The organism is Cellulomonas olei, assembly GCF_039548315.1.
In the GTDB taxonomy this organism is placed as follows: Bacteria; Actinomycetota; Actinomycetes; order Actinomycetales; family Cellulomonadaceae; genus Cellulomonas.
In genome coordinates this window covers 1-18,941 of record NZ_JBCLVN010000079.1, presented here as the reverse complement: position 1 = coordinate 18,941, position 18,941 = coordinate 1, and the positions used below count along the sequence as shown (strand labels likewise).

The following is an 18,941-nucleotide window of genomic DNA, read 5'->3' as shown; positions in this document are numbered from 1 at the left end:
CGCACCGGCGCCCGCGGAGGCGGCGACGCCGGGACCCGCCGCCGCGCCCGCGCCGGAGTCCGCGCCCGCGCCTCGGCCTCGGCTCGCGCCGGAGCCCTGGCTCTCGCCCGCGCCGGAGGCCCGGGTCGCGCCTGCGCCGGAGACCCGGCTCGCGCTCCCTCCCGAGCCCCGGGTCCCACCCGCGCCGGAGCCCCGGCTCGCGCTCCCGCCCGAGCCGCCGCTCCCGCCCGTCCCGCCCCTGCCGCCCGAGCCCTTCCCCGCCACGGTGACGGCACCGGGGCCGGACGCCCCGCGCTCCTGGGCCGTCCGCCTGCCCGACGGGACGGTCGTCGGGCTGGAGGCACCCCTGCTCGTCGGTCGCAACCCCGAGCCCCAGCCGGGCGTCCGGGTGGCGCCCGTGAGCGACCCGGGCCGTTCGGTCTCCAAGACGCACCTCATGCTCGGGGCCGACGAGCACGGGGCGTGGGTCGTGGACCGCGGCTCCACCAACGGCACCCTCGTCACGCTGGCGGACGGGCAGCGCATCGTGTGCCTGCCGGACCGGCGCGTCCGGCTGACCGACGGCTCGCTCGTGGCGTTCGGCGACCTCTCGCTGTCCGTGGGGCTGCGCGCCTAGAGTGACGCATGGGCCGCGCGCGGTCTCGTGCGACGATGCAGGACGTCGAGCTGGTCGACGTCGACGGCACGAGCGCGGCCCGGGACGGCGTCGCTCCCGTGCGGCGCCACCGTCGCGCCGGGCGCCCGGGCGGCGGGCAGCCGACCGCCCGGCGGTGGGCCGTCGTCGCGATCACGGTGGCGCTCGTCGCGGGCGGTGCGGTGGGCGCGGGGCTGGCGGCGGGCGGCGACCCGGCCCGGCCCCGGACCGCGGCGGGCATGCTCCGCCCGGTGGACGACCCGCCGTGGACGCGCTGGCGCGCACCGGTGACGCGTTCGGAGGACCTGCTCGCGGCCGAGGGCGTGCTGCTCGCGGCGTCCGTGCGCGAGGGGCGCTTCCGGGTGACCGCCTGGGACGTCGTGACCGGCGGACGCCGCTGGGACCAGGACCTCGGCCCGGCCGCCGGCACCCGGCCGCTCACGGGGTGCCTGCCCGACCCCGACGGGACGAGCGACGTCGTCGTGTGCGTGGTGGAGCCGCCCGTCGTGGCGACGGACCCCGCGCACCCCTCGACGGTGCCGTTCCCCGCACCGGACGAGCGCTGGGCGCGGGTGTCGGCGCTCGACGCGGCGACCGGCGCGGTGCGCAGCACGTTCACGCTCGTGGGGCGGCTGGCGGCGGTCGAGCGGCTGGCGGACGACGTCGTCGTGCTGAGCATCGCGCCGGACGGCCACCCGCAGGTCGCCCGCTACTCCGCCGAGGGAGGCCACCTGCGCTGGTGGTACCGCGGTGCGGAGCCGCTGCGGCTGCGCTCGGGCATCGTGTCCGGCTCGGAGCTGAGGGTGGACGACGCGTTCGTGCTGGTGCAGGGGTGGTCGGCGTCCGTGCTGGACGCCGCGGACGGCTCCGTCATCACCACCGGGACGCCGCGGTGGTACACGATCGGCGCCCTCGCGCAGGGCGTCTTCGGCACCTGGTCGAGCGGTCAGGGCGGCACGGTGCGGGACCGGAGCGGCAAGGAGCTCTTCCGGTCGTCGGCGCTCTTCCCGTCGTTCACGGCGACGGACCGCCGGCCGTCCGACGTGCTCGTGCTGGACAGCGGCGGCAGCGTCGTGGGCCGGTCCCTGCCGGACGGCGACGAGCTGTGGCGGCTCGACACGTACCGCGCGGCGCGGCTGCGCGTCGACGGCAAGCTCGTCCTCGTGGGTGTGGACGGCTACCAGGTGGTCGACGTCCGCACCGGCGACGTGCTGTGGCAGACGCCCGGCCAGACGCTCATGTGGTGGGCCCCGCTCACCGACGGGCGGCTCGTCCTGTCCGCCGGCCGGACGGGCTCCGGGGCGTCGACGATCGAGGCGCGGCGGCTGGTGGACGGGGTGCTCGAGTGGAGCCTGCCGGTGCCCGACGGCGTGCGGGCGGTGACCGAGGTCGGCGGCCACCTCGTGCTCCGGACGCGCGACGAGATCCTGCTGCTCCAGTGACGTCCGGATGCTGAGCGCTTGCGGTCCGGCCGACGGGCAGGGGTACAGTGCTGACGTGCTCTCGCTCCGCACCCTCCTCCTTCGCCGCCGCGACGAGGCCCTCTAGGCCGGATCCTCGTCGCGGTGTTCGGTGCGCCGGCTGACCCGCAGCACCCGCGACGCGAAGGACCTCCGATGAGCTACCACGACAGCAACCCCCAGCAGCCGAGCGGCATGCCGGTGCACAAGTACCGCCCGTTCGCCGACCAGATCCGCGTCGAGCTGCCGGACCGGACCTGGCCGACGAAGCAGATCACGAAGGCCCCGCGCTGGTGCGCGGTCGACCTGCGCGACGGCAACCAGGCCCTGATCGAGCCGATGAACGCCGCCCGCAAGCTGGCGATGTTCGAGCTGCTCGTCGAGATGGGCTACAAGGAGATCGAGGTCGGCTTCCCGTCCGCCTCGCAGACGGACTTCGACTTCGTGCGGATGCTCATCGACGAGGGCCGCATCCCCGACGACGTCGTCATCCAGGTCCTGACGCAGTCCCGCGAGCACCTGATCGAGCGGACGTACGAGGCGATCGCCGGCGCGAAGCAGGCCATCGTGCACCTGTACAACTCCACGTCGGTGCTGCAGCGCGAGGTGGTGTTCCGGTCCGACGAGGACGGCATCGTCGACATCGCCGTCTCCGGCGCCCGGCTGTGCAAGAAGTACGAGGAGAGCGTCCCGGGCACCGAGGTGTTCTACGAGTACAGCCCGGAGTCGTACACCGGCACCGAGCTGGAGTTCGCGGCGCGCATCTGCAACGCCGTGCTGGACGTGTTCGAGCCCACCGCCGACAAGCCGGTGATCATCAACCTGCCGGCGACCGTCGAGATGGCGACGCCCAACGTCTACGCGGACTCCATCGAGTGGATGGGCCGGAACCTGCGGTACCGCGAGCACGTCGTGCTGTCGCTGCACCCGCACAACGACCGCGGCACCGCCGTCGCCGCCGCCGAGCTGGGCTACCTGGCCGGCGCGGACCGCATCGAGGGCTGCCTGTTCGGCAACGGCGAGCGCACCGGCAACGTCTGCCTGGTCACGCTCGGCATGAACCTGTTCAGCCAGGGCGTCGACCCGGAGATCGACTTCGCGGTCGGCGGCGGCATCGACCACATCCGGCGCGTCGTCGAGCACTGCAACCAGATGGCCGTCCCCGAGCGGCACCCGTACGGCGGCGACCTGGTGTTCACGGCGTTCTCCGGGTCGCACCAGGACGCGATCAAGAAGGGCCTGGACGCCCTGGAGGCCCGCGCGGCCGCCGAGGGCAAGGGCGTCGACGACGTCGTCTGGGCCGTGCCGTACCTGCCGATCGACCCGAAGGACGTCGGCCGGTCGTACGAGGCGATCATCCGCGTCAACTCGCAGTCCGGGAAGGGCGGCATCAGCTACCTGATGAAGTCCGAGCGCGACCTGGACCTGCCGCGCCGGCTGCAGATCGAGTTCTCGCAGGTCGTGCAGCGGTTCACCGACGCGAACGGCAGCGAGGTCACCGCGGACGAGCTGTGGCGGATCTTCACCGACGAGTACCTGCCCGTCGAGCCGGGGTCCGACCTCGCGCCGTGGGGCCGGTTCGCGCTGCGCGGCACCCGCACCACCAGCGGCGAGGAGGGCCCGGACACGCTCGCGGTGGACCTCGTGGACGGCGGCGTGGACCGCACCGTCGAGGCGTCCGGCAACGGGCCGATCGCGGCGTTCGTCGCGGCGCTCGGGCAGGTCGGCGTCCGCGTCCAGGTGCTCGACTACGCCGAGCACGCCCTGTCCGCCGGCGGCGACGCGACCGCCGCCGCGTACGTGGAGTGCGCGGTCGGCGACCAGACGCTCTGGGGCGTCGGCATCGACCCGTCCATCACGACCGCGTCGCTCAAGGCCATCGTGTCCGCGGTGAACCGCGCCGAGCGCGCGTCCGCCCCCGCCTGACCCGGCGCGGGCCCCACGACGGGGGCCGGCACCACCCCTGACCGGCCCCCGCGCCCGGTCCCGCCCACCGCGCCACCCGCGCGCCGGTGCGGGGCCGGGCGTCGCCGTGCCCGGGCCCGCACGGCCCCGCACGGCTCCGCGCGCTCTCCGGACCCGCTCCCACGTCGTCGTTCGGATCCGAACGGCCGGACGCGCCGGGCGTGTCGGTGCGGGAGGATCCGAACGGGGGCGTGTGGAGGGACGGGGTGCGCTCGGTGCACGTGCCCGGCGGGCGGCGCGGGCAGCACGCGAACGGGGGCGCGGCGGGGGACAATGGGCCGGTGAGCCTCTACCGCGACGAGGCGATCGTGCTGCGCACCCACAAGCTCGGGGAGGCGGACCGGATCGTCACCCTGCTGACCCGCACCCACGGCAAGGTGCGCGCGGTCGCGAAGGGGGTCCGGCGCACGACGTCCCGGTTCGGGTCCCGGCTCGAGCCGTTCATGCACGTCGACGCGCAGCTCAGCACGGGCCGGAACCTCGACGTCGTCACGCAGGTCGAGACCCTCGGCGCCTACGGCCGGCCGGTCTGCGAGGACTACGCGCTGTACACCGCGGGCACCGTGATGCTGGAGACCGCCGAGCGGCTGGTCGAGGCGGAGCGGGAGCCGTCGCTGCAGCAGTACTGGCTGCTGGTCGGCGCCGTGCGGTCGCTGGCCGGGCGCGAGCACGCGCCGGGGCTCGTGCTCGACTCGTACCTGCTGCGCGCCCTCGCCATCGCCGGGTGGGCGCCGTCGTTCACCGACTGCGCGCGCTGCGGCCGGCCCGGTCCGCACCACTCGTTCGCGGTCGCTCAGGGCGGTGCCGTCTGCCTGTCCTGCCGCCCGCCGGGCGCCACCGCGCCGGCGCCGGAGACCCTCAGCCTGCTGGCCGCGCTGCTCGCCGGGGACTGGCCCGTCGCCGAGGCGTCCGCCGAGCGGCACCGCAAGGAGGGCAACGGGCTGGTGTCCGCGTACTCCCAGTTCCACCTGGAGCGCACGCTGCGCTCGCTGCCGATGGTCGAGAGGATCTGATGCCGGTCCCACCGCCGCCGCACCCCAGTGGCGCCCGCCCGCCCGTGCTGCCGAAGGAGCTCGTCCCGAAGCACGTCGCGATCGTCATGGACGGCAACGGCCGGTGGGCGAACGCGCGCGGGCTGCCCCGCACGGCCGGGCACGCCGCGGGGGAGGCGTCCCTGCTGGACGTCGTCGCCGGCGCCATCGAGATCGGCGTGACGCACGTGTCGGCCTACGCGTTCTCGACGGAGAACTGGTCGCGCTCGCCCGAGGAGGTGCGGTTCCTCATGGGCTTCAACCGGGACGTCCTGCGTCGGCGCCGCGACGTGATGAACGACTGGGGCGTGCGGGTGCGCTGGGCGGGCCGGCGGCCGCGGCTGTGGCGGTCGGTGATCTCCGAGCTCGAGGAGGCGGAGCGCCTGACCGCGGGCAACACGACCTGCACGCTGACGATGTGCGTGAACTACGGCGGGCGGGCGGAGATCGCGGACGCCGCGAAGGCGATCGCGCAGGACGTGGCCGCCGGCCGGCTGCGCGCCGACAAGGTCAGCGAGAAGACGGTCCAGCGGTACCTCGACGAGCCGGACCTGCCCGACGTCGACCTGTTCCTGCGGTCGTCGGGCGAGCAGCGCACGTCGAACTTCATGATCTGGCAGGCGGCGTACGCGGAGCTCGTGTTCCTGGACGAGCCGTGGCCGGACGTCGACCGGCGCCACCTGTGGCGGGCGATCGAGACGTACGCCCGGCGCGACCGCCGCTACGGCGGCGCCGTGGACGCGCCCGCCCCGGCCTGAGGCCCCGACCTGCGCGGACGCGGGGGGACGGACCGCGCCCGCGTGTCGGTGCCTGGCCCTAGGTTGGGGTCATGAGCGCAATGGCAGTGGGCATGATCACCTTCGACACGACGGACGCGGTGTCGCTGGCGGGCTGGTGGGCGCGGCACACCGGCGGGACGGTGCGGGACGACTCGGACGGCTGGTTCGTGCTCGTGACGTCCGACGCCGGTCCGACGCTGGCGTTCCAGCGCGTGGCGGACCCGACCCCGGGCAAGAACCGGCTGCACCTGGACCTGCACGTGCCGGACCGGACCGCCACGGCGCAGGAGCTGCTCGCCGACGGCGCGACCCTGGTGGCGGAGCGGGCGGAGCACGGGTTCACGTGGACGGTGCTGGCCGACCCGGACGGCAACCAGTTCTGCCTGGCCCAGGAGGACGGCGCCTGACGGCGGGGCTGGTGCGGGCGCGGCGGCGTCAGACGACGGGTGACGTCCGGTCCGCGGCTGCGTCCGTCGCCGCCGGCCCGTCGGCCACGTGCCGCCGGCCGGCCCGGTGCCGGCGCAGGGCCACCACGACGACGACCGCGACGCCGGCGACGACGCCCGCCAGCGCCCACGGCGAGCGCGCAGCGAGTCCGACGGCCCCCCAGACGACGCCGAGCCCGACGGTGCCCCAGATCGCCGACCAGGCGACGCTGCCGGGGACGGACGCGACGACGAAGCGCAGGTAGGGCATCCGCAGCAGGCCGGCACCGACGAACACGGCCGTCTGCACGCCCACCGTCACGTAGGCGAAGGTCACGGCGAGCGGGCCCCAGCGGTGCACGAGGGCGAGCCCGCGGCGCGCGGCGCGGGTCTGCACGAGCCGCTGGGCGCGGGCGCGCAGAGCGGCGCCGCGGCGGGCGTCGTCCCCGGCAGCGGCCGCGGCGGCGGCGGTGTCAGAGGCGGTGGCGGTGTCAGCAGCGGTGGCGTCGGCGGCGGGCGCACCGGCCACCGCCTGGTCCGCGAGGTGCGCGGCGCCCGAGTACACGCCCCGCCCGAGCCAGTAGAACAGGTGCGAGCGCGCCATCACGATGACGAACAGCGCGGCGAACACGAACCACAGCGGGCGCCCCGCCATCCCGTACGCCGCAGCCACGTCCGTCACCCCGGGAAGTCTACGGGGGCACCCCGGGACGTTCGTCCGGCACGGAGCCCCCGGTGGCGCGTGCTACTGTCCTCGCCGAGCTTGAGCTCATCCACAGGATTGTTACCCGCCACCGTCGCGGGGCAAGACCTGGGCCGCAGAGATGCGTCCCGGGTCTTTTTTTGTGCCCGGACGCCGGTGGACGTTTCCAACGAGGGAGTCCCAGATGACGTCCGCGACGACGCGCGACAGGGCCGAGGAGATCATCGCGGCGGTCGGAGGACCGTCGAACGTCCTCAGCCTCACCCACTGCGCCACCCGGCTGCGCTTCGAGCTGCGCGACGCCTCCGTGGTCGACCAGCCGACCGTGGAGCGGATCCCCGGCGTGATGGGCGCGGTGCCGCAGTCCGGCGACCGCTACCAGGTCGTCATCGGCGGCGCGGTGCAGACCGTGTACACGCAGATCATGCACCTGCCCGAGATGGCGGGGGTCGGCGCGGCCCGGCAGTCCGACGCGGACGTGAAGGCCGCGGCCCGGTCGAAGGCGCGCGGCAAGGTCGCGTGGCTCGACGCGGTGTTCGAGTACCTGTCGGACTCGTTCCGCCCGCTGCTCGGCGTGCTGCTGGGCGCGTCCCTGATCATCGCGTTCGCCGCGGTGCTCGACGCCCTCGGCGTCGTGGACTTCCGCGCGGCGGACAAGCCGGCGACCTGGGTGTTCGTCGACGCGATGTGGCGCGCGGTGTTCTACTTCCTGCCGATCATGGTGGCGTACAACGCCGCGAAGAAGCTGCAGGTCGACCCGTGGCTGGGCGCCACCGTCATGGCCGCGGTCATGACGCCGAACTTCCTCAGCCTGACGGACGCCGCGTCGACCGTCTGCACCACCAACGCGACGCTCGGCACGACGGCCTGCGTGGCGGACGTCTTCGGGCTGCCGATGCAGCTCAACGACTACGGCGGCCAGGTGTTCGTGCCGCTCATCATGGTCGCGGTGCTCGCCCCGCTGTACCGCGGGCTGAAGCGGGTGTTCCCGGAGAACATCCAGATGGTGTTCGTGCCGTTCCTGTCGATGGTCGTCATGATCCCGGTCACGGCGTTCCTGCTCGGCCCGCTCGGCATCTGGCTCGGGTCGGGCCTCGGCGACGGCCTCGCGTGGCTGAACGGCAACGCGCCGATCGTGTTCGCCATCGTGATCCCGCTGATCTACCCGTTCCTGGTGCCGCTGGGCCTGCACTGGCCGCTGAACGCGCTGATGCTGGTCAACCTGAACACCCTCGGCTACGACTTCATCCAGGGCCCCATGGGCGCGTGGAACTTCGCCTGCTTCGGCGCCACCGCCGGCGTGCTCGTGCTCGCGGTGCGCGACAAGGACGTGCAGATGCGCCAGACGGCCACCGGCGCGCTCGCGGCGGGCCTGCTCGGCGGCATCTCCGAGCCGTCGCTCTACGGCATCCACCTGCGGTTCAAGCGGATCTACCCGCGCATGCTCGTCGGGTGCCTCGTGGGCGGCGTCATCATCGGCGTGCTCGGCGGCGTCGACACCCAGGCGTTCGCGTTCACCTCGCTGCTGACCATCCCGGTGTTCGACCCGATGCCGGTGTACGCCATCGCGGTCGCCGCGGCGTTCGCGGTCTCGATGGTGCTGGTCATCGTGTCCGACTACCGCACGCCGGAGCAGCGCGCCGAGGCCGCCGCCGCCCGGGCGCAGGCCGAGGCCGACCTCGCGCTCGAGGCCGCGGCCCCCGCCGCCGCCCCTGCTGCCACGTCGCCGTCCGCCGCGTCGCCGGCCGCCTCCCCGGCGGCGACCGCCACGGCGACCGCCACGGCCGCCGCCCCCGCCGCGGTGGCGCTGGCGACCGCCCCGACCACGGTCGTGGCCTCGCCCGTCGCCGGCGAGCTGGTGCCCCTCGCGCAGGTCGCGGACCCGGTGTTCGCCTCGCAGGCCCTCGGTGAGGGCGTCGGCGTGGTGCCGACGTCCGGCGAGGTCGTCGCCCCGGTCGCCGGGGAGCTCGTGACGGTCGCGGACACCGGGCACGCGTTCGGGATCAAGACGGCCGACGGTGTCGAGGTGCTGGTGCACGTCGGCATCGACACCGTCCGGATGGCGGGCGAGGGCTTCGCGGTCGCCGTCGCCAAGGGCCAGCACGTCGCCGTCGGCGACCGGCTCGCGACCGTGGACCTCGACGCGGTCCGCGCCGCGGGCTTCGACACCACGACGGTCGTGACGGTGCTCAACTCGCGGGCGCTGACCTCGGTGTCGCCGCGTCCGGCGGGTAGCGTCGTCCCGGGCGACGCGGTCGTCGACGTGGAGCCCTGAGCCGCACCGCACCCACGCGGTACCGGCGGACGGCGCGGCGCCCGGCCCTCGCGGGTCGGGTGCGGCGCCGTCCGCCGTCCGCGTCCGTCCCGCAGCACCACCCGCGACCCACCCCGACCGAGCCGCCCGACCCCGACCCAGGAGCGACGCCGTGGACGTCCTGCGCGTGTTCAACAACAACCTGGTGCTGGCGCGCGACGACCGCGGCGCCGAGGTGATCCTCACGGGCCGCGGCCTGGGGTTCCAGGCGAAGCCGGGCGACCACGTCGCCGACGACCGGGTCGTGCGGGTGTTCCGGCCCGACGACGGCCGCGACCCCGACCACCTGGCCGGCCTGCTGGCGGGCATCCCGCCCGAGCACGTGCAGCTCGTCGGGGACGCCCTGACGGAGATCGGGCTCGAGCGGCTCGCGGCCAAGCCGGCGCTCGTCGTGGCGATGGCCGACCACATCGGGTTCGCCCTGCGCCGCGCGGAGCAGGGCCAGGCGGTGGAGTACCCGCTGCTGGCCGAGGTGACGAACCTCTACGCCGAGGAGCACGAGCAGGCCACGGCGCTGCTCGCGGCGGTGAACGCGCGGGTCGGGACCCCGCTCCCGCCGACCGAGGCCGTGGGCCTGGCGCTGCACCTCGTCAACGCCGGGTTCGCGACCGGGGACCTGTCGTACAGCTACACCATGACCGGCCTGATCCAGCAGTTCCTCGACGTCGTGGCCGGGGCGTACGGCGTCGAGCTGGTCCCCGGCAGCGTGAGCGTCGGCCGGTTCGTCACGCACCTGCGGTACCTGTTCGTCCGGATCCACCAGCGCCGCCAGCTCGACGACCACCGCCACTCGGCGGTCGGGGACGCGATCCGCCGGACCTACCCGGAGGCGTCCGAGACCGCGGACCGCCTCGCGCGGCTGGTGGAGCTGCGGCTGCAGGCCGGGCTCACCGAGGACGAGGTGTCGTACCTCGCGCTGCACGTCGCGCGCATCGCGCAGGACGCGCGCACGCCGGACGACGCGTAGCGGCGCCTAGCAGCGCTCCGCGCCGGCGGCGGGCAGGTCGACGTCGTCCGGCAGCTCCGGGTGCGGGTCGTGGTGCGGGGCGTCGGAGCGCCGTGGGCGCAGCAGCGGGCGCGTGACCGCGACCAGCGCGTACAGGCCGATGGCGAGGAGCACGATCGTCGCGCCCGGCGGGATGTCCTCCCAGTACGTGATGGACAGCCCCACGATGCTGACGCCGACCCCGATCCCGCTGGCCACGGCCATCGTGCGGGCGAACGACCCGGCGAGCAGCTGCGCGACGGCGACGGGGACGATCATGAGCGCCGACACGAGCAGCAGCCCGACGACGCGCATCGCGATCGTGACGGTGAGCGCGGACATCGTCGCGACCACCATGTTGAGCGCGGTGACGGGCAGACCGGAGCCGCGGGCGAACTCCTCGTCGTGGCTGACGGCGAACAGCACGTGCCGCAGGCCGAGCCCGACGGCGAGCACCCCGACGGCCAGCCCCACGGTCCACCACAGGTCCCTGGTCGAGACGGTCGAGATGGACCCGAACAGGTAGGACACGAGGTTGGCGTTGGTGCCGCCCGCGAGCTTGATGAGCAGCACGCCGCCCGCGATGCCGCCGTAGAACATCAGCGCGAGCGCGAGGTCGCCGGAGGTGCGGCCGCGGGCGCGCACCCACTCGATGACGACCGAGCCGATGATCGCCGCGACGACCGCGCCCGGGACGGCGAGCGTGTCCTGCGGGACCAGCCCGGCCCACGTGCCGACCAGCCAGCCCAGGGCGACGCCCGTGAGCGCGACGTGCCCGATGCCGTCCCCCATGAGGGCGAGCCGCCGCTGGACGAGGAACGTCCCGACGACGGGCGCCGCGGCGCCGACCAGGACCGCCGCGAGCAGGGCGCGCTGCATCAGCGGGGACGACAGCATCGACCCGAGGGTCTCGAACCAGGTCACGGGAGGACCTCCATCGACAGCCCGGTCGACCCGGCCTCGGGCGGCGGGGGGTCGGCGTGCGGGTGGGTGTGCTCGTGGCCGGCGCCGGCGTGCTCGCCGCGCGCGGTCGGCGGCGGGCCGTCGTAGACCACGCGGCCGTGCCGCAGGGCGACGGCCCGGTCGATGAGGTCGGCGAACGCCCCGAGCTCGTGCAGGATGACCAGGACGGTCCCGCCCGCGCGCTGCCGCTCGCGCACCGTGGCGACGAACGTCTCCTGCGTCGGCAGGTCGATGCCGGAGGTCGGCTCGTCCAGCACGAGCAGCTCGGGGTCGCGCACCAGGGCGCGCGCGATGAGCACCCGCTGCTGCTGCCCGCCGGACATCTGGAGCACCGACCGGCGCGCGTGCCCGGCCATGCCGACCTCGTCCAGCGCGGCCAGCGCGCGGCGGCGCGCGTCGCGGGGCGGGCGGAGCCGGCGGCCGTGCACCAGGCCGGACATGACGACCTCGAGCGCGGTCGCGGGGACGCCCGCACCGACGGGCAGGCGCTGCGGCACGTAGCCGACCCGCTCCCACGGGACGCCCGCGCCGAGCGGTGCCCCGAGCAGGTGGACCTCGCCGGCGGTGCGCGGGACGATGCCGAGCAGCGCCCGCACCAGCGTCGACTTGCCGGAGCCGTTCGCGCCCAGCAGCGCGACGACCTCGCCGCGCTCGACGCGCAGCCCCACGCCGGTCAGGATCGGCTGGCCCCCGAGGACCACGTCGACCCCGGTGGCCGAGACGGCGGGCACGGCCCCGGGCGGCTGCGGCGCGCCGGAGGGTCGCCGGGCGGGGTCGGCCGGGGCCGCCGGGGGGCCGGCGGGGCGGTCCGGTGCGTCGGTCATGCGCACGAGAGTGCCGTACGCAGCGTCTCCAGGTTGGTCTTCGCGACGGAGACGTAGTCCTGCGTGTCGTCCGTGAGCCCCTCGAGCGGGTCCAGCACAGCGGTCTGGACGCCCAGCTCGTCGGCGAGCGTCTCGGCCACCTTCGGGCTCGCGAGGGTCTCGAAGAAGATCGTCGTCACGCCCTCGTCGCGCACCACGTCGCCCACCTCGGCCAGGCGCGCCGGCGACGGCTCGCCCTCGGGGTCGATGCCGGAGATGCCGACCTGCTCGAGGTCGTAGCGGTCCGCGAGGTAGGAGAACGCCTCGTGCGTGGTGACGATGGTGCGGCTCTCGCAGGTCGCGAGCCCGGCCGCGTACTCGTCGTCCAGGTCGGTCATGGCCTGCGCGAACGTGCGGGCGTTCGCCTCGAACTCGTCCGCGTGGTCGGGGTCGAGCTCGCCGAGCTGCGCGGCGACGTCGTCGGCCACGGCGGGCAGCCGGCTGGGGTCCAGCCAGAAGTGCGGGTCGAGGGAGCCGTGGTCGTGCTCCTCCTCGCCGTGCTCGTCGTCCGCGTGCCCCTCGCCGTCCTCGGTGTGCTCCGCGGCGTGCAGCTCGGTGTCCTGCGCGGCGTCGACGACGTGGCCCGGCGGGTTCGCCTCGACGGCGTCGTCGACGGCGGCCTGGAACTGCGAGAGGTACACGACGAGGTCGGCGCGCCCGACCTGGTCGACCTGCGCGGGGGAGAGCTCGAGGTCGTGCGGCTCGGCCCCGGGCGGCGTCAGGGACTCGACGGAGACGAGGTCACCGCCCACCTGCTCGGCGACGTACTGCAGCGGGTAGAACGACGCGAGCACCTGGACGCCGCCGGAGTCGCCCGACCCGTCCGACCCGCCGGACCCGCCGGACGAGCAGGCGGACAGCACGAGCACCGCCGCTGCGGCCGTGGCGGCAGCGGGGGCGAGGGTCGACAGGGTGCGGCGGCGAGTGGACATGAGAGCCATTCTCGTTGTGTTGAGAACGAGTGTCAAAACACGACGTCCCGGGTGCGGGTGCCGCCCGGTAGCCTTGCTCGCGATCACCCTCCCGCGTCACCCAGGCGCGGCGACCCCCGGCACCAGGAGCACTCACCGTGGCAGCACCCTCCCGTCTCGACTCCGTCGTCTCCCTCGCCAAGCGGCGCGGCTTCGTCTTCCAGAGCGGGGAGATCTACGGCGGCTCCCGCTCCGCGTGGGACTACGGGCCGCTCGGCGTCGAGCTCAAGGAGAACATCAAGAAGCAGTGGTGGCGCACCGTCGTGCAGGGCCGCGACGACGTCGTCGGGCTCGACTCGGCCGTCATCCTGCCCCGCCAGGTGTGGGTCGCCTCCGGCCACGTCGGCGTCTTCACCGACCCGCTCACCGAGTGCCTCTCGTGCCACAAGCGGTTCCGCGAGGACCAGATGATCGAGGAGTTCGAGGAGAAGAAGGGCCGCGCCCCCGAGGGCGGCCTCGCCGAGATCGCCTGCCCGAACTGCGGCACCCGCGGCCAGTGGACCGAGCCGCGCGACTTCAACATGATGCTCAAGACCTACCTCGGCCCCGTCGAGGACGAGTCCGGCCTGCACTACCTGCGGCCCGAGACCGCCCAGGGCATCTTCGTGAACTTCGCCAACGTGCTGACCACGGCCCGCAAGAAGCCGCCGTTCGGCATCGGCCAGATCGGCAAGTCGTTCCGCAACGAGATCACCCCCGGCAACTTCATCTTCCGGACCCGCGAGTTCGAGCAGATGGAGATGGAGTTCTTCGTCGAGCCCGGCACGGACGAGACCTGGCACCAGTACTGGATCGACCAGCGCACCGACTGGTACGTCGACCTGGGCATCTCGCGCGAGAACCTGCGGCACTACGAGCACCCGGCCGAGAAGCTCTCGCACTACTCCAAGCGCACCGTCGACATCGAGTACCGCTTCGGCTTCAGCGGCTCGGAGTGGGGCGAGCTCGAGGGCATCGCGAACCGCACCGACTTCGACCTGTCGACGCACTCGAAGCACTCCGGCCAGGACCTGTCGTACTTCGACCAGACCAAGGACGAGCGCTGGGTGCCGTACGTCATCGAGCCGGCCGCAGGCCTGACCCGGTCGCTCATGGCGTTCCTCGTCGAGTCGTACCACGAGGACGAGGCCCCCAACGCGAAGGGCGGCGTCGACAAGCGCACCGTGCTGCGCCTCGACCCGCGCCTGGCGCCCGTCAAGGCCGCGGTGCTGCCGCTGTCCCGCAACGAGGCGCTCTCGCCCAAGGCCCGCGACCTCGCCGCGGAGCTCCGGAGGTCCTGGAACGTCGACTTCGACGACGCCGGCGCCATCGGCCGCCGGTACCGCCGCCAGGACGAGATCGGCACGCCGTTCTGCATCACCGTGGACTTCGACACGCTCGAGGACCAGGCCGTCACGATCCGGCACCGCGACGACATGACGCAGGAGCGGGTCGCGCTGGACCAGGTGACCGGCTACCTCGCGCAGCGGCTCGTCGGGGCCTGAGCCCCGCGCGTGCACACCCACGGCCACCACGCGGGCGGTGACGTCCCCGACCTCCGGGTCGGGCGGCGGGCCCGCGTGGTGGTCGTCCTCCTGCTGGCCGTCGCCGCGGTCGCGACGCTGGCCGGCCTGGCGTGGCTGTGGCCGCGCACCGCGACCCCCGTGCTCGACACGACGCCCGAGGGCTCGTCGTACCAGGTCGTGACGGTCACGGACACCGACCTGCTCGCGGACGCGCAGACGGGTCCTGCGCTGCTGGCCGAGACGGCGGCGGGGGAGACCGTCACCGTGCAGGTCGCCCCGGAGTACCTCGACGTCGTGAGCGCGGGGGACCGCATCCGCGTCCTCGCGCTGCCGCAGGTGACCGGAGCGGCGCCGTACGTGTTCGTCGACCTGGTGCGCGGCCCGCCGATGGCCCTGCTCGCCGGGGTGCTGGTGGTGCTGGTGCTGGCCGTCGCGCGACTGCGGGGCGTCGGTGCGCTGCTGGGCCTCGCCGTGTCCGTGGCCGGGGTGCTCGGGTTCACCGTCCCGGCGCTGCTGGCCGGGAAGCCCGCGCTGCCGGTCGCGCTCGTCACCGCCGCGGCGCTGCTGTACGTGCTGCTGTACCTCGCGCACGGGGTCTCGGTCCGCACGTCCGTCGCGCTGCTCGGCACGCTCGGCGGGCTGTTCGCGACCGGGCTGCTCGCCACCTGGGCCACCGGGGCGACCCACCTCACGGGGCTGAGCGGCGAGCACGCGCTCGACCTGCTGTCGCTCGCCCCCGACGCGAGCCTGCGCGGCATCCTGCTGTGCGGGATCGTGCTGGCCGGCCGCGGCGTGCTCAACGACGTGACGATCACGCAGGCGTCCGCGGTGTGGGAGCTGCGCGCGGTCTCGCCCGCGGCGACCCGGCGCGAGCTGTTCGCCGGCGGCATGCGGATCGGCCGCGACCACATCGCGTCCACGGTCTACACGGTGGCGTTCGCGTACCTCGGGGCGGCGCTGCCGCTCGTGCTGCTGGTCGCGATGTCCGACCGCACGCTGCTCGACTCGCTGACGTCCGGGGAGATCGCGGAGGAGGTCGTCCGGACGATGGTCGGGTCGATCGGGCTGGTCCTCGCGATCCCCCTGACGACGGCCGTGGCGGCGGCCCTGGTGCCGGGCCCCGCGCCCGCACCGGCCCCGACCGTGCAGACCCCGCCCGCGCAGACCCCGTCCGCTCAGACCTCGTCCGCGCCGGCCTCGACCGCGCCGGCCTCGACCGCGCCCGACGGAACCGGACCCGCTCTGCCCTGACCGGACCCGCGTCCCCGGGTGTCCCCGCTCGAGGTTGCAGCAGATGTGGGGTTCCGCGGCCGGAAACCCACATCTGCTGCACCCTCGACGAGCTCGAGCGGGCTCGGGCTCGGGCTCGGGCGGGCGCGGTCAGCCCGGGTGGCCGGGGGCGTCGACCTCGGCGACCGCGTGGACGTGGGCGTGCGCGTGGCCGTCGGGGGCCGCGTGCCGGGCCGGCGCCGCGCCGGAGCGCGTGACGACCAGCGCCGCGATCGCGGTCGTCAGCGGGATCGCCAGCACGAGGCCGATGGACCCGACCATCGTGCGGACGATCTCCTCCGCGAACTCCCCGCTGGTCAGCGTCGGCCCGAGCGGCAGCTGGTACAGCTCGAGCAGCAGCAGCACGGGCAGCGCGGCGCCGGTGTAGGCGAACGCGATCGTGTAGACGGTCGACGCGATGTGGTCCCGGCCGATCCGCATACCGCCGCGGAACAGCTCCGCCCGGGTGGCCGCCGGGGACGCCGCGCGCAGCTCCCACACCGCGGACGCCTGCGTGATCGTGACGTCGTTGAGCACGCCGAGGCCGGCCAGCACGAGCCCGCACAGGAACAGCCCGCGCAGGGACGTCGCGCCGCTGTCGCCCAGCAGCTGCGCGAGCCGGTAGGAGTCCTCGGTGCTGACGCCCGACAGTCGCGCCCACTCCGCCCCGAGCACCCCGAGCACCGTCGTGGCCGCGAGCCCCGCCAGCGTGCCGAGCAGCGCGGCGGACGTGCGCAGCGACAGCCCGTGGGCGAGGTACAGGACCACCACCATGATGAGCGTCGACGCGCTGAGCGCCACGACCACCGGGTTCTCGCCCCGGACGAGCGCCGGCAGCACGTACCCGCCGATGACGGCGAACGCGATGAGCAGCCCGATCAGCGCCCGCAGCCCGCGGCTGCGCGCGACGAGGATGATCGCCAGGGCGAACACGAGCGCGATCGTCACGAGCGGCAGCGTGCGGTCGTAGTCGTGCCACGCCCAGACCTCCGGGTCGGAGCCCGACGCGGGGTAGTGCTCGACGAGGATGCGCGTCCCCGCGGGCACGTCGTCGGCGGTGGTCGACGCCGTCGCCCACACCTCGACGTCCCGCCCGCGCTCCGGGCCGCTGGTCACGGTCGCGGACACCCGCAGGCAGGGGACCTCGGCCGGGATCGTCCCGTCCGGCTGCCGGTCCTCGACGGTGCCCTCGCACTGCTCGACGGACGTCCCCGTGACGGTCGCGGTGGGGTAGTCGAGGTCGACGGCGCTGATCGTGCGGTCGCTGTCGATCTCGCCGTGCGGCCAGGTCAGGGCCACGCCGACGCCGGCGGCGAGCACGAGCGGCAGCAGGATCGCGGCGATCAGACGACGGGTGCGCAGCGCGGTGGGGGTCGGCACGGAGGCGATTCTGCCGGGTCCGCCCCGCGCGCACCCGGCATGCGCCCCCGCACGGCCCCGCGCACCCGCCCGAGTCGCCGGCCCCGCGCACCCGCCGGCGGTACCGCCCGCGCCCCCGCCCGGCCCCGCGCACCCGCCCGGCCCGCCGCCCCGCGCGCCCGCGCCGGGCGCTGGGGGACAATCGACGTATGACCGCTGTCCCCGCCGCCCCGGCCGCGCCCGCGACCGACCGCACCGTGCTGCCCCCGCTGCGCATCGGGCCGCTGTCCGTCGACACCCCCGTGGTGCTCGCCCCGATGGCCGGCGTGACGAACGCGGCGTTCCGGCGGCTGTGCCGGGAGTCGGGCGCCGGGCTGTACGTCGCGGAGATGGTGACGTCGCGCGCGCTGGTCGAGCGGGGTGAGGAGTCGATGCGGATCATCTCGCACGCCCCGGACGAGCGGCCGCGCTCCGTGCAGGTGTACGGCGTGGACCCGGCGACCGTCGGTGCGGCGGTGCACCTGATCGCGTCGGAGGACCGCGCCGACCACGTCGACCTGAACTTCGGGTGCCCGGTGCCGAAGGTCACGCGGCGCGGCGGCGGCTCGGCCCTGCCGTGGAAGCGCGAGCTGTTCGAGTCGATCCTGCGCGCCGCCGTCGACGCGGCGCGCCCCTACGGCGTCCCGGTGACCGTGAAGATGCGCAAGGGCATCGACGAGGACCACCTGACGTACCTGGAGGCCGGCCTGGTCGCCCAGGACCTGGGCGTCGCGGCGGTGGCGCTGCACGCGCGGACGGCCGAGCAGTACTACTCCGGCACGGCCGACTGGGAGGCGATCGCCCGCCTCAAGGAGACCGTGACCGACATCCCGGTGCTCGGCAACGGGGACATCTGGTCCGCCGAGGACGCGCTGGAGATGGTGCGGCGGACGGGGTGCGACGGCGTGGTCGTCGGGCGCGGCTGCCAGGGTCGGCCGTGGCTGTTCGCGGACCTCGCGGCGGCGTTCGCCGGGTCCCCGGAGCGCATCCGGCCGGGCGCCCGCTACGTGGCGCAGGTCATCCGGCGGCACGCCGAGCTCATGGTCGAGCACTTCGGCGACGAGGGGAAGGCCCTGCGCGAGCTCCGCAAGCACATGGCCTGGTACTGGAAGGGCTACGTGGTCGGCGGGGAGCAGCGGGCGGCGCTCGGGCTCGTGTCGTCCCTCGCGGAGCTCGACGACCGGCTGGCGGCCCTCGACCTGGACCAGCCGTACCCGGGCGAGGCCGCCGAGGGCCAGCGCGGCCGGGCCGGCACGCCGAAGCGCCCGCACCTGCCGGACGGCTGGCTGGACTCCCGCGAGCTGTCCGAGGACTTCCGCCAGGCCCTGCACGAGGCCGAGCTCAGCGTCTCCGGCGGCTGACCCGCCCCGACCCGCCCCCGACCGCGCGCCCGCGCCCGTCCGCGCGCTGTCGAGTGCACCGAGAGTCCAGGACACGCCCGGATCCGCGCGCGAGCACTCGGCGTGTCCTGGACTCTCGGCGGCCTGCACGTGGGTACGCGGGGCGCGTGCCGGCCCTGCGCTGCGGCCGCGGTGGCCTCTCGACCCGACCGCGGTCCGGGTCGAGAGGCCAGGACACGCCCGGTATGCGCGCGATCGATCGGCGTGTCCTGGACTCTCGGTGGGTCTGCACGCGGGGACGAGCACGCGGGCGGGTGCGCGAGCATGCGGGCAGCG

At 74.8% G+C, this 18,941-nt stretch carries 16 protein-coding genes; 11 read left to right on the top strand and 5 right to left on the bottom strand.

Features of this window, described 5'->3' with window-relative positions:
* The 6 genes from AAHH18_RS17420 to AAHH18_RS17395 form a co-directional block, all read left to right on the top strand.
* Positions 1 to 616: FHA domain-containing protein (locus AAHH18_RS17420; RefSeq protein ID WP_343302481.1), on the top strand; the 616-nt coding region annotated here is incomplete at its 5' end.
* A 35-nt stretch (positions 617 to 651) separates the two neighbouring features.
* Positions 652 to 2,076: an outer membrane protein assembly factor BamB family protein gene (locus tag AAHH18_RS17415; protein ID WP_283319909.1), complete on the top strand. Its 1,425-nt coding sequence runs from the start codon at positions 652 to 654 to the stop codon at positions 2,074 to 2,076.
* A 174-nt stretch (positions 2,077 to 2,250) separates the two neighbouring features.
* On the top strand, positions 2,251 to 4,020 hold the full coding sequence (leuA, locus tag AAHH18_RS17410) for a 2-isopropylmalate synthase (protein ID WP_283319910.1): 1,770 nt from the start codon (positions 2,251 to 2,253) through the stop codon (positions 4,018 to 4,020).
* 320 nt (positions 4,021 to 4,340) lie between these two features.
* Positions 4,341 to 5,072, top strand: a complete 732-nt coding sequence (gene recO / locus AAHH18_RS17405; RefSeq protein ID WP_343302480.1) for a DNA repair protein RecO — start codon at positions 4,341 to 4,343, stop codon at positions 5,070 to 5,072.
* On the top strand, positions 5,072 to 5,848 hold the full coding sequence (locus tag AAHH18_RS17400; protein WP_222169799.1) for an isoprenyl transferase: 777 nt from the start codon (positions 5,072 to 5,074) through the stop codon (positions 5,846 to 5,848). The genes recO and AAHH18_RS17400 overlap by 1 nt, the downstream gene beginning before the upstream one ends.
* A gap of 71 nt (positions 5,849 to 5,919) precedes the next feature.
* Positions 5,920 to 6,276, top strand: a complete 357-nt coding sequence (locus AAHH18_RS17395) for a VOC family protein (protein ID WP_343302479.1) — start codon at positions 5,920 to 5,922, stop codon at positions 6,274 to 6,276.
* Between the two features lie 28 nt (positions 6,277 to 6,304).
* Here AAHH18_RS17395 and AAHH18_RS17390 read toward each other — a convergent pair whose 3' ends face one another.
* Positions 6,305 to 6,976, bottom strand: a complete 672-nt coding sequence (locus AAHH18_RS17390; RefSeq protein WP_343302478.1) for a DedA family protein — start codon at positions 6,974 to 6,976, stop codon at positions 6,305 to 6,307.
* 205 nt (positions 6,977 to 7,181) lie between these two features.
* On the opposite strand from AAHH18_RS17390, the gene AAHH18_RS17385 reads away from it, so the two are divergent.
* Together AAHH18_RS17385 and AAHH18_RS17380 are read left to right on the top strand one after the other, a co-directional pair.
* Positions 7,182 to 9,272 carry a glucose PTS transporter subunit IIA gene (locus AAHH18_RS17385; RefSeq protein WP_343302477.1) on the top strand — a complete coding sequence of 697 codons (2,091 nt, stop codon included), beginning with the start codon at positions 7,182 to 7,184 and terminating at the stop codon, positions 9,270 to 9,272.
* A gap of 151 nt (positions 9,273 to 9,423) precedes the next feature.
* Positions 9,424 to 10,278, top strand: a complete 855-nt coding sequence (locus AAHH18_RS17380) for a PRD domain-containing protein (protein ID WP_283319916.1) — start codon at positions 9,424 to 9,426, stop codon at positions 10,276 to 10,278.
* A gap of 6 nt (positions 10,279 to 10,284) precedes the next feature.
* On the opposite strand, the gene AAHH18_RS17375 is transcribed toward AAHH18_RS17380, so the two are convergent.
* Genes AAHH18_RS17375 through AAHH18_RS17365 form a run of 3 tightly spaced genes read right to left on the bottom strand, consistent with a single transcriptional unit; the run spans position 10,285 to position 13,054 of the window.
* Positions 10,285 to 11,220, bottom strand: coding sequence for a metal ABC transporter permease (locus AAHH18_RS17375; protein ID WP_343302476.1), 936 nt, complete (start codon positions 11,218 to 11,220; stop codon positions 10,285 to 10,287).
* Complete coding sequence (locus AAHH18_RS17370; protein WP_343302475.1) at positions 11,217 to 12,083, bottom strand: metal ABC transporter ATP-binding protein; 867 nt, start codon at positions 12,081 to 12,083, stop codon at positions 11,217 to 11,219. Before AAHH18_RS17370 ends, AAHH18_RS17375 begins: the two co-directional genes overlap by 4 nt.
* The gene (locus tag AAHH18_RS17365) at positions 12,080 to 13,054 is read right to left on the bottom strand and encodes a metal ABC transporter substrate-binding protein (RefSeq protein WP_343302474.1); all 975 of its coding nucleotides are present in this window, start codon (positions 13,052 to 13,054) and stop codon (positions 12,080 to 12,082) included. The genes AAHH18_RS17370 and AAHH18_RS17365 overlap by 4 nt, the downstream gene beginning before the upstream one ends.
* Positions 13,055 to 13,191: 137 nt before the next feature.
* Here AAHH18_RS17365 and AAHH18_RS17360 point away from each other — a divergent pair, with 137 nt between their 5' ends.
* Positions 13,192 to 14,577, top strand: coding sequence for a glycine--tRNA ligase (locus AAHH18_RS17360; protein WP_222169793.1), 1,386 nt, complete (start codon positions 13,192 to 13,194; stop codon positions 14,575 to 14,577).
* Positions 14,578 to 14,652: 75 nt separating this feature from the next.
* Positions 14,653 to 15,849 carry a YibE/F family protein gene (locus AAHH18_RS17355; protein ID WP_343302473.1) on the top strand — a complete coding sequence of 399 codons (1,197 nt, stop codon included), beginning with the start codon at positions 14,653 to 14,655 and terminating at the stop codon, positions 15,847 to 15,849.
* Between the two features lie 129 nt (positions 15,850 to 15,978).
* On the opposite strand, the gene AAHH18_RS17350 is transcribed toward AAHH18_RS17355, so the two are convergent.
* Complete coding sequence (locus AAHH18_RS17350; RefSeq protein ID WP_343302472.1) at positions 15,979 to 17,247, bottom strand: YibE/F family protein; 1,269 nt, start codon at positions 17,245 to 17,247, stop codon at positions 15,979 to 15,981.
* A gap of 188 nt (positions 17,248 to 17,435) precedes the next feature.
* On the opposite strand from AAHH18_RS17350, the gene dusB reads away from it, so the two are divergent.
* Positions 17,436 to 18,626 carry a tRNA dihydrouridine synthase DusB gene (gene dusB / locus AAHH18_RS17345; protein ID WP_283319923.1) on the top strand — a complete coding sequence of 397 codons (1,191 nt, stop codon included), beginning with the start codon at positions 17,436 to 17,438 and terminating at the stop codon, positions 18,624 to 18,626.
* Positions 18,627 to 18,941: the final 315 nt, after the last annotated feature.